Below are 14,440 nucleotides of genomic sequence, written 5' to 3' on the forward strand. Positions count from 1 at the left end.
CAGCTCGGAGTTCTGCCTCAGTCTTGGCCTTCTTTAACCGTTCCATTGCCACCACAAGTTGCTCCGCCCCACTTGCTTTCCGTGCCATGATGGCCTCTACCAAAGGTAAAGGCTATATTATTAATGCTTCTATCGAAAATTGGAATTAGATCGATTCTTGTTGCTTACATCAATCCCATCCTGATCTGCGATCAGAGACAAATCGAGTGGTATCGGAAATCGCAGCGCGATGGGTGATGGTGCGGAATGGTTATTGCATTACCTGGAGAGATCTGACTGACTGTTATTTCGAGTAGTGTGGGCAATTAATATGGCAGATTGCCAAAGATTCTCTGCTACGTTTAGAATGATAAATGTGTGCGATTCAATATTCAACTAACGCCGTCCATCGTACCAAATCGGCAGTTTTTTCTTGTCTTGTAAGGTTTTTCTCGGACTAAATAGGACGCTGAATATCTGACCGGCAATTTCTCGTCCGCTGTACAGAAGTACTTTGCGGGGTGAAGTGACGAGGGGATGGCGGGTGAGGATAGTGAATTTTAGGCCGCGTTTGCGTCCCCATTGTTTGAGCAGTTGACTGAGGTCGATTTCATCGGCGGCGAACAATTCCTGATTAAATCCGCCTACATCGCGAAACGCGTCTGTATGGCATACTACTAGAGCGCCCGACGCCCAGCGGAACGTCACTGAAAACGCGGTCCATAATTGCATCGCGGCGTTACCCCACCACGGCAGGTTGGGCATGTGCATGATGCTGCCGCAGCCAACATGTTTGCCGCCTTCAATCATTCGTAAAATATCGGCCACCATACCGGGATTGAGCAAGCTGTCGGCGTCCACAAACAGTAGCCAATCTCCCGTTGCAACCGCTGCGCCAGTGTTGCGGGCGCGGCCGATCTGATTGATTGGCTCAAACACAACTTTAGCGCCGGCTTGTGTTGCCAGTTCTGCGGTTTTATCGGTTGAGTTGTTGTCAACAACGATCACTTCGTGGGTAAGGCCGGGTTTTTGATTAGCGATGACTGATTCTTGAATCGAATTCAGGCAATCCAAAATCAATAGTTCTTCATTAAAAGCGGGGATGACGATGGATAGGTGCATGGGTAAGCGAAGGAAGTTCGGTGAGGATACTCTATCAGCTGAATGAAACGATGGGGAGAGCGGAAAATGATCGTTCTCCCCAGCAAGATTAGAACTCGCCTTGTTTGATATAAGGTTGTGACCACAGAATGACTTGCATCAAGACTGATTTGCGCCACGCATCTTGCATACGATCCACATCATCACGGGAATGGCCGGCTTTTTCCAGGAATGGGCGCAGCGTGGTGGTGATCGGAATGAGCAATGCAAAAATGTAGTGCAAGTGAATGATCGGCACTGATTTTACGTTGTCGGTAGTATTTTTCTTCGAGGTGTGGTGGCGCAATCCGATTTCGTACTGATAGTTAAGCCAATCTTGGTTGTATTCGGCTTTTGCGGTATCCAGAATCCATTGACCAAAGCGTTTGCGCACTCCGCCTAAATAATCCATGTTGGGTGTGCCATCGGCTGCATTGGTGAAGTAGTGCAGCAGGAAAGGTGTCGAGCCTACAAAGCCATACCAAACATCCAGAATTTGTTCGGTTTGGTCTTTGAGTATGTCGTGCGACATTTTCAGATAGCGCACATCATCATCGCCAAATAGAGTAGCTTGTTTCAGATTGGCAAAATCATCGAGTGATACGGGGGATTTCGCAAGCGAAGCACTGCCATAGGTGTAGCCAGGTATGTTTGTTGTCATAAAATTTCCTTTTGTTAGATGTGTTAGTCATCATAGGTAACAGAGCAGATCGTTACACTATGCATTTGATATCATGCGGTTATGCAATGAATTCTTGTCAAATTATATAGAAAAATGAGCCGATTGAGTATTTGCATGGCAGATTCTACAGGATTGATAATTTGTGCGGGAATACTTTTGGGGATCGAGTTAGTTTTCGTACGTTGCCAATAAGCCATCCAGCCAATTTTTCCAGTGTTGAAATTTTTCTGATATTACATTGTGCTCACGTTTGATTACTATTTTATTAACTTGCCGGCGGCAGTTTAATTTAAGCCCGAAGGCGAGTAGGGCAGCACCCTGAAGACTGGCTTCTTTTTGCTGTAAATGAAAAACCGGAAATGGTAGGCACTGCGCGATACCTTGCTGTAAACAGAGTAGCTCCGACAGGCCGCCGGATAGGTAGACCTGGGTCAGCGGCGAGTGGTGATGGAAATCTTCCAGAATGCGCGCAATCCGGAAAATGATAGCTTCGAGCATCAGAGCGGTGATTTGTTGTGTGGTCAAATCGGAGACAGATTGGGAAAAATAAACTCCCCAGTCTTTGCGGAAATACGGTGCGCCTAAACCGCTCGGCTCTGCAAGGCAGTAAATGTCGTTACTTGCCAAATCTTCAATGCAACAATCTCTCACAGGATAAGGCGCCAGAGCAGTGGCGATGGAATTGAGCGTGCCTTCAACGGCAAATTGCACCTGCTGATCCTCATTCTGGTAAATCAATGTCTGAAGGTAGCCATCAAATGCCAGCTCGTGCTTGGCAAGAGAACGAATCACAAACCCGCCGGTTCCAAGATTGACCAATGCGTCGGTTTGGCTATCGGTCAGGCTGGCGATCAGTGCAGCCGATTGGTCACCTACACTGGCTTGTAGGGTCAAACCGAAATCCGGTAAAGATAAATTCAATCCGGTTGAAGGTTTTATTTGCGGCAGAATCGAGCATGGGATATTGAAGAGTTGGCATAAAGCGTCTGACCAGTGTTGCTGGTGGATGTCCATCAGCAAGGTGCGAGCAGCCATGGAGGCGTCGGTGAGAAAATGTTGACCGTGCGTCCAGCGCCAGATCAGAAAAGTATCCAGCGTGCCTGCCAGCCATTCGCCCTGAACAAGCTTATCACGCCATGCCGGATTCTCCTGCAACAGGAAGCTGAGCTTGGGAGCAAAATAATAAGCGGTCAAGCGTAAACCGGTCAGGTTATGAATGGTGTCTGTTGATGCGTGCAGGCGATCACAGCAACTTGCCCCTCGATCATCTTGCCAAGAAATCAGGGGTGTTACCGGGTTACCACTGATTTTGTCCCAGATCAGGAAAGACGAACGCTGGCTGCATAATCCTAAAGGAGGATTGTTACCGGTTTGTGCCGTACATTCTTTCAAAACCTGTTCGGCAATTACTGCATAACCAAGCGCATTACTTTCATAATGTCCATTGTGACTATCAATGGCAGGTGCAGGGCGGGTGACGATATGCTGGAGATTTCCTTGCCGATCCATTAAAGCTGCTTTAATGGATGTCGTTCCCAGATCGAGGGCAATTGCCGAGGTCAGTACGTGATCCATTGTTTGCAGCAGCGCTCAACTTCTTGGTGAGTCCTGGCATCGTCCCAATGCATGGTTTCGGCTACGCGCAGGGCAATTTGCTGTAACTCGTATTCCGTCAGCTTGGCTAGAATGAGTAATGGCAGGCGGCGGCGTAACAAATCTTCTAAGTGGATAACCATTTCCGTAGCGGCGCAATGTAGCAGATCGGCTACAATAAACGGCAGAGACGGGATAATGCGCTGCGCCAAATCAGCTTCTGTTTCAATACTGCGAAGAATCTCAGTTATTTGTGTGCCATGACGATGCAGCAGCCACTTCGCACTTTCTGTATCAATGCCTAGCTGTGTTGCGTGGCCCAGCATGCGGGCAGACCAGTCCGAAAAATTTTCCTGCGGCGCCCAGGGAAATAATCGATCCTGAGTTGTACAGGGAAGAGCGGTGCCTAGTTGTGAGCACACGGTATCGACGATATGGGCGGCATCTTGGCGTGATGAAGTTATTTTTCCACCGATGGCATAATGTACCCCGTTGGGGGCAGATTTTAATTCCCAATCGCGGCTGACCGCAGACGGTGAGCCAGAGGAAGCCGTTTGAGTATTTTGTTTAAAAACCCGTACCCCGGCAAAATGACCGATAATATCCGATTCTCTCCACGGCGTTTTCAAATAACCATTGGCGGCAGCCAGCAGGTAAGCAATATCGCTATCACTGGCAGACACTTGTTCGACATTGCCATTGAAATCGGTGTCGGTTGTGCCCAGCAGCGTCAAACCATACCAGGGAATCATAAAAAACACCCGGCCATCTGATTTGGTCGTTAGCAATAAGGCTTCATCGTTCAGCACGCCGGGCATGACCAGATGAACTCCTTTCGCAAGGCGGCACCATTCACGGCTTTGTGCTTCTTCCGCCAACCATTGACCGGTGGTAAAAACAATCTGTTTGGCACTGATTTTCTGCTCGGTTTGAGTAAGCTGATCCTGGACGATTGCTCCATCCGCTTGTCCGTTGGTTTCCAGTAACTGAATCAACTTGCAGTAATTGATGCAGCTTGCACCGGCATCTTGTGCGCCTGAAATTAATTCCAATACCAGTCGCGCATCATCGGTTTGAGCGTCGGCATAAGTAAAGCCACCTTTCAGTGCAAGCGCATCGAGGCAAGGGAAGCGTTCGGTGAATTGTTTTGGATTGAAATAGCTGTGACGCATTTGCGGATCGGTATCACCGGCCAGAAAATCATAAAGCGTTAACCCTAATTTCATTTGCAGCCGGTTCATTCGTTGCTGTGCGTAAACGGGGACAACAAAACGCAGTGGCCAGACACGGTGAGGTGCTGTGTGTAGGAGCATTGTTCGCTCTTTGAGCGACTTGCTGACTAGTTTGAAATCATAGGTTTCCAGGTAGCGCAGACCACCATGGATGAGTTTGCTGGATGCCGATGAGGTGGCGCTGGCCCAATCGCCTTGTTCAATGAGGGCTACTTTCAGACCACGTAGCGCCGCATCATACGCAGTCCAAGCACCGTATATGCCGCCGCCGCAAACCAGGAGGTCGAAGTGTTGGTTTGGTAGTGTTGCAGAATCTCGTTTCATTGATCGCGCAGTATCAGCGCTTTATGGGGTAAATCGCTGATGAGAATATCAACACCCAATTGCAAGGCTTTATTGATTTCTGAGTCAGTGTTACAGGTATAAACGGCGACACACTTTTGCTGTTCACACAGCAAGTCGACGATCGCTTGATCCACACTCGCGATAGGCAGGCAAAGACCGTGAAGAAAAGCGTGTGTGTTTAATAGCTTGCGTGCATCTGTGATGGTTTGCGTGGTTTCAAAATTATAAACCAAGGGAAGCGCCGGATTGTATTGGTGCGCATAAACCAGGCTGGGAAGATTGAATGATGAAACAATGATCCGTTGACCAAGGTTCTGGCCGACCAAATCGAGCGTCTGGAGGATTTTTAATTCGTGACGGGAAACAGGTTCCCAGTCACGATTCTTAATTTCAAGCAATAAACGGCAGCGTCTTCGGTAAGCGGCTAGAAAATCTTGCAGGGTCATAAGGCCTTCGTTTTCAGATTCCGGATTAATCAGTGCCTTAAGCTGATGATAATCAAAATCATCAATATGCTTATCGCTCAATCCGATTCTATCGAGAAAACGGTCATGCCAGAGTACTGCGATTTCATCCCGGCTCAGCTGCACGTCCGTTTCAATGCCATCAATCGCATACCCTAACGCTTTATCAAAAGCGTTCCGGGTATTCTCCAGCGCTTCCGTATTCGCGCCACGGTGGGCAAATACCAAGCAATTTTCAGGTGGATGTCGGACTTTTCCTGGCATCTATTGATGGATGATTATTGTGTTGCTGCTTGCAGTAATTCAATAATGGCTGGGTCTTTAGCAATTTCAAGTGCGGTTTTTTCCGTTTTGCTTTTAATTGTTGGGTTTGCACCTTTTGCCAGCAATATTTTCACTGCGTCGGCATGGTCATGTAAAGCAGCCCACATTAGTGGTGTAATGCCGTCTTCATTTTGCAGGTCAATTTTAGCGCCATTTTCCAGCAGTTTCTCTATGACTGGCATATGTCCGTTCTGCGCCGCCAGAATCAGTGCTGTAAAACCATTGGAAGCCTTGTGATCCACTTTGGCACCATGTTTGATCAATGCATCGACAATTTCAGTATTGCCGATCAGAGCAGCGAGGGTCAGTGCTGTCGCGTCATTTTTATCTTTCAAATCTACTTTTGCGCCTTTTTTCAGTAGCGCGTTGACAACATCGGTATGCCCATTTTGTGCGGCGATGTAGAGAGGGGTAGTATCGTTAGCAGCTAACAGATTAACGGGTGCATTCTTGGCCAATAATGTTTCGACGATCGCCGTGTGTCCGTTTCTGGCAGCCATATAAAGTGCAGTAGTATTGTCAGAAGCTTGGACATCAATTTTTGCATTTTTTGCCAATAGCTTGTCGACGATGCTTGCTCTGCCATCCAATGCAGCAATCATTAAGGCGGTCAGTTTTTCTTTGGTTTGCAAATTGACATTGGCATTTTTTGCCAACAGCGCATCCACAATACTTTCATGTCCTTTTTGTGTCGCCAACATGAGGGCTGTAATACCATCCGTAGTCTGTACATCAACCTTGGCGTCTTTACTCAATAATGCATTGGCAACATCGGCATAACCATTTTTTGCAGCGATAATCAGTGCTGTGGCTCCACCGGTATTTTGCAGACCAACATTGGCTTTATTTTCCAGCAACAGATTGACGATATCCGCATGTCCATATTGGGAAGCAATGATGAGTGCGCTAAAGCCCTTGTCATTCTGATAATTAACATTAATACCCTTTTCCAATAATTGCTTGATTGTTTCCGGTTTGCCTGCAAATGCAGCTTTGATAAATTCTGCTTCATCATTGGCAAAGGCGCTGGGAGCAGAAATTAACAATACTGCCGTAGCTACCGTAAAAATTAAAAATGTCCGCGTATAATTAATTAAGTGTTTTATATCATTCATCTGTTATACCTATATCTGGCTTTTTTGTTATCAATTCATGGAGTCTATTTGTTGGGTCGCTCATGATCCATTTTGCAATTTTATGAAGTCAGGAATGAATTGAGAATTGATTTGAACAAGTCTGAATTCGGAAGCAAACCTCAAGCCCGTTATTTTAACCTAGAAATGCTGGATTCAAGGTTTAATTAGTTTGTGATTAATAGGAAAATACTTTTTTTAGAAATTAGACACCTATGAATGATTGGATAATCCCTGATTGGCCGGCACCCGGCAATGTGAAAGCGCTTTTCACAACCCGCAATGGCGGTGTGAGCTGCGGTGCAAATGGTGCTTACGCTTCTTTGAATCTAGGCGCGCATGTCAATGACAATTTGGCCGATGTTGAGTGTAATCGGGTTTTATTGCGCCGCCATTTACCCGGGGAGCCGAGATGGTTGAAACAAGTGCATGGCACGTCGCCTATCTGGATCGATCAAATGACAATGGTAACTCCGCAGGGCGATGCGGTATTGAGCCGTAAACAAGGTGCGGTTTGTGCTGTCATGGTTGCCGATTGTTTGCCGGTATTTCTATGTGACACAGCAGGTACCACGGTGGGTATCGTCCATGCCGGCTGGCGTGGACTGGCCGGAGGTATCCTTGAACAATCGATTGCTGCAATGGCAGTGGATCACAACCAACTGATGGCATGGCTGGGACCGGCTATTGGTCCTGATCACTTTGAAGTCGGTGCAGATGTTTACGAAGCTTTCGTGCAGCAAAATGCACAGGCGGTGCAAGCTTTTGTGTCTAAGAACAGTAGTCATGAAAAGAAGTGGCTGGCGGATATTTTTTTGTTGGCTCGCCAGCGATTGACAAATATTGGCATCGCAGAGATTTATGGCGGAGGAATTTGTACATTCAGTGATCCCGAACGTTTCTTTTCTTATCGCCGGGATGGTGAAACCGGACGGATGGCTGCTTTAATCTGGCTCGAATAAATGCGGCTTTAACTTGTTAATTTATTGCCTTGCAACAGCGTATAATCCCGCCTTTGTTTTTCAATTCACTTTATGTCAACGCTTACCTGGATTATTGTTGCCAGCTTACTTGGAGGAATATTAAGCTTATTGTGTGCAGCAGTATTGGCATTCAATATGCGGATGTCGTGGCTTTCCATACTAGTTTCTTATGCGATTGGCGCATTATTGGGAGCCGCTTTTCTCAATACTTTGCCAGAAGCATTTGAGCTTTCTGAGAACCCGATGCAGGTGACTGTCACTGTGTTAATTGGGATTTTGATCTTTTTCATTCTGGAAAAATTAGTGTTGTGGCGTCATTGCCATATCGAGGATTGCGAAGCGCATGATCCATTGCATGGTTCTGCAGTAGCAGCAACAACTACAACCACTATTCAGCACGAGCATGATCACGGGCGTAGCGGAATGATGGTTATTGTGGGTGATACCTTTCATAATTTTGTCGACGGTATTTTGATTGCTGCTGCTTTCATGGTGGATGTGCAACTGGGTATTGTGACATCCATCGCTATTATCGCCCATGAAATTCCTCAAGAAGCAGGGGATTTCATAATCCTTTTGAATTCCGGTTACTCGCGCCGCATGGCATTTTTGATGAATTTGTTATCCAGCCTGGCGACCTTGGTTGGTGGTGTATTGGCCTATTTCATGTTGCACAAGATGAATTTTCTGGTACAACCGCTATTAGGGCTTGCATCAGCCAGTATGATTTATGTGGCGATGTCTGATTTGATTCCAAGTTTGCATAAACGCCCGGAGATTAATGCAACTATCCAGCAAGTCGCATTGATATTATTAGGAATTTCAACTATTTGGCTGATAGGGAATATTTTTCCGCATGACTAGGCGTGTGTGGTGATTGCAAAATGTGGAGTTTCTTATAGGGAGTTTTAATGACAAAACGGTTAATTGTATTATTACTGTTGCTTTTCTGTACGAGTGTTGTTTATGCGGAAGAGAGTAATATTCTCGAAAAAGTAGAAAGCAGCGCACGTTCCTGGCTTGGGTTGATTGATAGCGGGAAATATAAAGAAAGCTGGGAGATTTCATCCGCGTTATTTAAGTTGAAAACATCCGAGTCTGAGTGGATCGAATCAATCACAGCAATCAGGGCGTCACGTGGCACAATGAGTGCTAGGTATATTGCGACAGCCGCTTCTGGAAAATCATTATCGGGATTTCCGGATGGGGAATATGTTGTGCTGCAGTTTTACACAACTTTCCCAGAAAAAGGACTGGCATTTGAGACGGTAACGCTGGCAAAGACACAAAATGAAACATGGCAAGTTGCGGAATACTCGATCAAGTAAAAATTGCGTGTCAGAAGGATCTTTCTGTACGGATGTTAAGGTGCCGCAGACAAATTTACCCCTTTAAACCCCTGGGAAACCCGGTAATAGACACGGCGTACCGGCGTGCCATAACGTTCAATGACACGATATTCAATGGCACCGGGCTGATCAAGCATCTGTTTAACATCCGTACCCCCCCGGGTTTTTTCTAAATGACGGCGTTTCATACCAACCTGAATGATGGGTCGGTCAGTGGGTGCTTGAGAAGGAAACCAGAATTCATACATAGCACCACTATCACCAAACATATTACGCGCGCGGATATCTAACTGTGCGTGACCATGGGTGTAAAAATATAGCGCGCTGGCAACAGACCATTTGCTCATGCCGACAATAATGGGCTCTTTGCCGGTCTGATTTTTGACTTCTTCGGCAATCTGTGTAATTTCAGCAGCCGTTTCTCGCCAGAAATAATGTTCAGTGAATAGGTGGTAAGGAATGCCTGGAATTCCCAGTACTACGTAGTGCAATACAAAGGCATAAGCAAAGATGCATGTAATAATGGTTACTCGCCAAGTTGTCTGGATGCGTTTGGCCAATGTGCTCAGCTGGTCGGTCTGACCAATCATCCAGGCGATTGTTGGTAATATTGCAAGCCAGATTGGACCAGTCCAGTGAAAGCGCGGCGCATCAAAAGTACTGAGTACGAAACAAATGAATATTGGGACACCGGCGAAAACTTGTACGAATAATTGACGCCTGCGTTCAAGTTGATGCGCTTCAGGTTTTTTGATTGTAAATAAGGCCAGTGCAGCTGCAAGAAAGCCGACTGGGGTGAGCAGAATGATAATGTGGGCGATCAAATAATGTACTGAAAATTTATAGCTGTCCGCCAACACGCGATTCGACTGAAAGGCAAAGGATGCCCAATTATTTTCGTAGTTCCAAATGATGGCTGGCGAAAAGAGTAACAATGCTAATAACGCGGCTAGGTATGGATGAGGACGTTTCATCCAGCGGCGTGCTGTTGGATCTAAAATGACAAATACCAATGCCGCAATACCCAATAGCCCCAGTGTGTATTTGGATAGTAATCCCAGCCCAAAAGCGATTCCCATACCCAGCCACGCCGTGCGTTGACCGGCTAATAATGCGCGTTCCAAATAATACAGTGTGGCGGCCCAAGTTGCGACTAACGGGGCATCAGGCGTCATCAGTAGGCCGGAAGCAAATCCCATCGGCAGAATAGACAACAATAATACCGTGCGCATTGCGGTGGATTTGTTGTATAGGTTTTGCGCCAGTGCGTATAGGTAGCCCATGGTCACAAAGCCACAGAGAAGGGCGCCAATGCGCACGCCAAATTCATTGTGTCCTAGGAGTGATGTACCGAACCAGATTAACCAAGCCACCATGGGAGGATGATCATAGAAACTCAGATCCATGTGTTGCGCATACTGCCAGTAGTAAGCTTCATCTGGGATGAGTTGTGCCAGACCAAAATAAACTAAACGCAATAATATGATAAATATGACGATGCCGATCGCTGCTGTGCGCCAGCGTATCTCCAGAGACGGCGGATTTTCTTTATTGGGAAATACATAAAAAGCTGAACCTAAGTAGTTCACGGCCGCAGTAGCGATGATGGCTGGAAAAATTGCCAGCAGCGGCGGTACGTGCCAGATATAAACGAGTAAAGCTAATACCCCTCCGCGCAGTAATAACGCGAATGCGCCCACAGTCAGGAAGCGGCCAAATTGATGCCATTTCAAATAGCCTGTGTGATGTTCACGAAATGCCCATTTTGAGTTAAGAGTGTAGTTAACCGTTGCGGCGACAAAGAAACTCATGAAGTGAGCCAGTGCAAGCCCGGCGCCACGACTGATCATCCATTGAAAAATGATTGCATCAATTAAAACACCCAACAGTCCCACTGCAGCAAAGCGGCCTGCCGTATTGAGTGTGGCCGAACCTCCGGCTAATGTGATCAAACGCTGTATATAAGTTTGCTGGTGCGAAAAAGACAATTTGGAGGTGCCGTGCGTGCGATCATGGAAACAAATGGGTATTTCAGTGACGCGAAGCTTTCCCTGATTGGCCATGAGTAGCTCGAGCAGAATTTTGTAGCCATGTGCATTGTTTGAGATGCTGGCAGTCAGTTCGCGTCGGAATGCAAAGAAACCCGATGTGGCGTCATTCACATCACAAATCGGGCGCGCTATCCAACCACCAACACGTGATAGTAATTGCCGATACAGTGGCCAATTCTCAGTACTGCCGCCCGCAATATAGCGGCTGCCAATGGTTACGTCATGGGTGTTGTTGAGTATGGGGGCGACGATAGCCGGTAAGCGTTCGGGCGGATGACTGAGATCTGCATCCATGACCACGATGATATCGCTTTGGGCTGTGGCAGCTCCTGCCAGTATCGATGCGGTCAGATCCGGTTTCTCCTGCCGTTCAATGAGATGAACATTTGATCGATTTCCCCAGGCGCGCACCTTGTCAGGGGTGCCATCCGTGGAACCATCATCAACAAAAATGACTTCAAAACTACCCGGCTTAAGATCCAATGCAAATAAGCGGGTTAAGAGTAAATCAATATTCTCGGATTCATTCAGTGTGGGTACTATGATGGAAAATTGGGTCATGTAGCTCTACAGATTAAAATTGACACTTGATTATTGGCGGCATGATTCTATTTTTTTAGTTTTTGGTATTTATTGACCGCTTTATTATGGTCTGTCAGATTGCTGGAAAATTGAGATTCTCCATTACCTTTTGCGACAAAATATAGCGCATCGGTTTCAGCCGGATTGAGTGCCGCACGGATGGAAGCGAGACTGGGTAAGGCAATGGGAGTGGGCGGCAAGCCTGTGCGCGTATAGGTATTGTATTCCTGATCAGCAAGCAGGTCTTTTTTGCGCAGATTCCCATCGAATTGCTCACCTAATCCATAAATAATGGTTGGATCGGTTTGTAATCGCATACCTTTACGCAACCGGTTGATGAAAACACCGGCTATCGTGGTGCGATCACTTTCCAATCCGGTTTCTTTCTCTATTAAGGAAGCAAGAATGAGTGCTTCATAAGGTGTGGCTAACGGTAAAGATTCAGCGCGTGACGACCAGCTGGATTGTAAATGATTCTGCATGGTCTGATAGGCGCGTTGCAGAATTTCTATATCGCTGCTATTTTTAATAAAATAATAAGTATCTGGGAAAAATAATCCTTCGGCAGCCGCTTCTGTTGCACCGATTAACTGTAGTATTTCCTGATCACTTAGGCCGACTGTATGATTCTGGACAGCAGGATGTTCGTTTAGTATCTTTCGCAATTGCGCAAAAGTTGAACCTTCAAGAAATCTTATTTCATTTTGTTTCGCATCACCCTTTGTCAGATAGTCTAATAGCGCTATTTGAGAGATATTTTCGTTGAGTCGATAGTCGCCGGCTTTGATTGCTGATTCCTGATTCAGATAACGTGCTAATAATATCAATGACCATTTGCTGGGAAAAACACCTGCATCAGCTAGTTGCTGAGAAACTTGTTTTAGATTACTGCCGGGGCGGATAGAGAATTCATAGGGTGTGGCAGGGAGCGAAATACTTGAATGGATATGAAGATAAAGCCATCCAATTAACAGAATAGCGATAGAAACGATCGAAATTAGAAAGCGTTTTAGCGTAGGCATGCGCCACAAGAAGATAAAGTTTTTTATACGCTACGGAAAACAAGCGTTCCGTTAGTTCCCCCAAATCCGAAGGAATTCGATAGTGCAACCTTGATGTTCATCTCTCTTGCTGTATTAGGAATATAATCCAGATCACATTGCGGGTCTTGATTGATAAGGTTGATTGTGGGAGGGGCAACTTGATGATGTATTGCCAATACAGAGAAAATTGCTTCCACACCACCGGCAGCACCGAGTAAATGTCCTGTCATTGATTTTGTCGAATTGACGGCAAGTTTTCTTGCATGGTCACCGAAACAACGCTTAACTGCAATTGTTTCAGCGATATCACCCAATGGGGTGGATGTGCCATGTGCGTTAATGTACTCAACTTCTGTGGTATTAATGCCTGCATTTTTAAGGGCGTTAGACATGCAGCGTGCCGCGCCTTCACCATCATCGCTAGGTGCTGTCATATGATATGCGTCAGCACTCATGCCAAAGCCAGCAAGTTCCGCATAAATTTTTGCTCCCCGGCGTTTGGCGTGCTCTAATTCTTCAAGTACTAAAACTCCGGCACCTTCACCCAACACAAAGCCATCACGATCAATATCCCAGGGGCGGCTCGCAGATTCCGGATCAGAGTTATGTGCAGATAAGGCTCTTGCAGCAGCAAACCCGCCGATGGCAAGCGGCGTTACACAGGATTCGGCGCCGCCGCACACCATGACATCGGCATCACCATATTCAATCATGCGGGCCGAGTTGCCAATGCTGTGTGTGGCTGTGGTACAAGCGGTCACAATCGCTATGTTGGGGCCTTTATAACCGAACATGATGGATAAGTTACCTGCGATCATGTTGATGATTGTGCTGGGAATAAAGAAAGGTGATATTTTACGGGGACCACCTGCATGATAAGCAGTATCTGTACTCTCAATCATAGGTAAGCCGCCTATGCCTGAGCCGATATTTACGCCGATTTGTTCCGGATCAAGCTGTCCAACGTCATCTATGCCAGCATCTTTAACAGCTTGAATTGCTGCGGCCATTCCATAATGGATAAAGGTATCCATACGGCGGGCTTCTTTGGTTGATAAGTACCCTTGAATATCAAAATCTTTCACTTCACCAGCAATTTGTGAAGTGAAATTGGACGCATCAAAACGGGTTATCCGAGTAATACCGGATTTTCCTGAGATGATATTCTCCCATGCGCTTGATACCGTGCTTCCGACAGGCGAAACAATACCTAATCCGGTAACTACTACCTTACGTTTGGACAAAATAACTCCGCTTACATGTACTTAAAAAAACACAATACTAATTAGTATTGGCAGTGACGTAGTCAATTGCTTCCTGGACGGTATTTATTTTCTCAGCTTGTTCATCTGGAATTTCGCATTCGAATTCTTCTTCTAATGCCATTACCAGTTCGACCGTGTCGAGTGAATCTGCTCCCAGATCATTCACAAAAGATGATTCATTCTTGACTTCTGCTTCATTCACGCCAAGTTGTTCAGCAACAATCTTTCTAATACGCTGTTCAATATTTTCCATCTAGGTATTTCCTTATCGGGTA

General features: G+C 46.2%; 13 protein-coding genes. 3 read left to right on the top strand and 10 right to left on the bottom strand.

The annotated features are described in order from the left end of the window. Positions 1 to 375 precede the first annotated feature (375 nt). The 6 genes from ACH10T_RS12125 to ACH10T_RS12150 form a co-directional block, all read right to left on the bottom strand. Positions 376 to 1,101, bottom strand: coding sequence for a glycosyltransferase (locus ACH10T_RS12125; RefSeq protein ID WP_394809527.1), 726 nt, complete (start codon positions 1,099 to 1,101; stop codon positions 376 to 378). Between the two features lie 88 nt (positions 1,102 to 1,189). Beyond that, positions 1,190 to 1,780, bottom strand: a complete 591-nt coding sequence (locus tag ACH10T_RS12130) for a protoglobin domain-containing protein (RefSeq protein WP_292995889.1) — start codon at positions 1,778 to 1,780, stop codon at positions 1,190 to 1,192. Between the two features lie 189 nt (positions 1,781 to 1,969). Next, on the bottom strand, positions 1,970 to 3,376 hold the full coding sequence (locus tag ACH10T_RS12135; RefSeq protein WP_394809528.1) for an FGGY family carbohydrate kinase: 1,407 nt from the start codon (positions 3,374 to 3,376) through the stop codon (positions 1,970 to 1,972). Next, entirely contained in the window at positions 3,361 to 4,950 is a 1,590-nt protein-coding gene (locus ACH10T_RS12140) for an FAD-dependent oxidoreductase (protein WP_394809529.1), read from the bottom strand. The genes ACH10T_RS12135 and ACH10T_RS12140 overlap by 16 nt, the downstream gene beginning before the upstream one ends. Further along, positions 4,947 to 5,699 (bottom strand): glycerophosphodiester phosphodiesterase, encoded by a 753-nt coding sequence (locus ACH10T_RS12145; protein WP_394809530.1) that lies wholly within the window; start codon positions 5,697 to 5,699, stop codon positions 4,947 to 4,949. Before ACH10T_RS12145 ends, ACH10T_RS12140 begins: the two co-directional genes overlap by 4 nt. Positions 5,700 to 5,713: 14 nt before the next feature. Beyond that, positions 5,714 to 6,874 carry an ankyrin repeat domain-containing protein gene (locus ACH10T_RS12150; protein WP_394809531.1) on the bottom strand — a complete coding sequence of 387 codons (1,161 nt, stop codon included), beginning with the start codon at positions 6,872 to 6,874 and terminating at the stop codon, positions 5,714 to 5,716. A gap of 233 nt (positions 6,875 to 7,107) precedes the next feature. Between ACH10T_RS12150 and pgeF the strand changes: the two genes are divergently transcribed. The 3 genes from pgeF to ACH10T_RS12165 all read left to right on the top strand — a co-directional run bounded on the left by pgeF (position 7,108) and on the right by ACH10T_RS12165 (position 9,203). Then, positions 7,108 to 7,854 carry a peptidoglycan editing factor PgeF gene (gene pgeF / locus ACH10T_RS12155; protein ID WP_394809532.1) on the top strand — a complete coding sequence of 249 codons (747 nt, stop codon included), beginning with the start codon at positions 7,108 to 7,110 and terminating at the stop codon, positions 7,852 to 7,854. A 72-nt stretch (positions 7,855 to 7,926) separates the two neighbouring features. Then, the gene (locus ACH10T_RS12160) at positions 7,927 to 8,739 is read left to right on the top strand and encodes a ZIP family metal transporter (protein ID WP_394809533.1); all 813 of its coding nucleotides are present in this window, start codon (positions 7,927 to 7,929) and stop codon (positions 8,737 to 8,739) included. A 47-nt stretch (positions 8,740 to 8,786) separates the two neighbouring features. Continuing rightward, positions 8,787 to 9,203, top strand: a complete 417-nt coding sequence (locus tag ACH10T_RS12165) for a DUF4019 domain-containing protein (protein ID WP_394809534.1) — start codon at positions 8,787 to 8,789, stop codon at positions 9,201 to 9,203. A gap of 35 nt (positions 9,204 to 9,238) precedes the next feature. On the opposite strand, the gene ACH10T_RS12170 is transcribed toward ACH10T_RS12165, so the two are convergent. From ACH10T_RS12170 to acpP, 4 genes are read right to left on the bottom strand one after another with little or no spacing between them, the layout of a single operon-like run. Continuing rightward, positions 9,239 to 11,836 carry a glycosyltransferase family 39 protein gene (locus tag ACH10T_RS12170; protein ID WP_394809535.1) on the bottom strand — a complete coding sequence of 866 codons (2,598 nt, stop codon included), beginning with the start codon at positions 11,834 to 11,836 and terminating at the stop codon, positions 9,239 to 9,241. 47 nt (positions 11,837 to 11,883) lie between these two features. Beyond that, a complete protein-coding gene (gene mltG, locus ACH10T_RS12175; RefSeq protein ID WP_394809536.1) occupies positions 11,884 to 12,879 on the bottom strand; it encodes an endolytic transglycosylase MltG in 996 nt (331 codons plus the stop codon). Positions 12,880 to 12,902: 23 nt separating this feature from the next. Beyond that, positions 12,903 to 14,144 carry a beta-ketoacyl-ACP synthase II gene (gene fabF / locus ACH10T_RS12180; RefSeq protein WP_394809537.1) on the bottom strand — a complete coding sequence of 414 codons (1,242 nt, stop codon included), beginning with the start codon at positions 14,142 to 14,144 and terminating at the stop codon, positions 12,903 to 12,905. Positions 14,145 to 14,181: 37 nt separating this feature from the next. Then, the gene (gene acpP, locus ACH10T_RS12185; protein WP_394809538.1) at positions 14,182 to 14,418 is read right to left on the bottom strand and encodes an acyl carrier protein; all 237 of its coding nucleotides are present in this window, start codon (positions 14,416 to 14,418) and stop codon (positions 14,182 to 14,184) included. Positions 14,419 to 14,440: the final 22 nt, after the last annotated feature.

Source organism: Nitrosomonas sp. (genome assembly GCF_043753625.1).
Classification (GTDB): domain Bacteria; phylum Pseudomonadota; class Gammaproteobacteria; order Burkholderiales; family Nitrosomonadaceae; genus Nitrosomonas.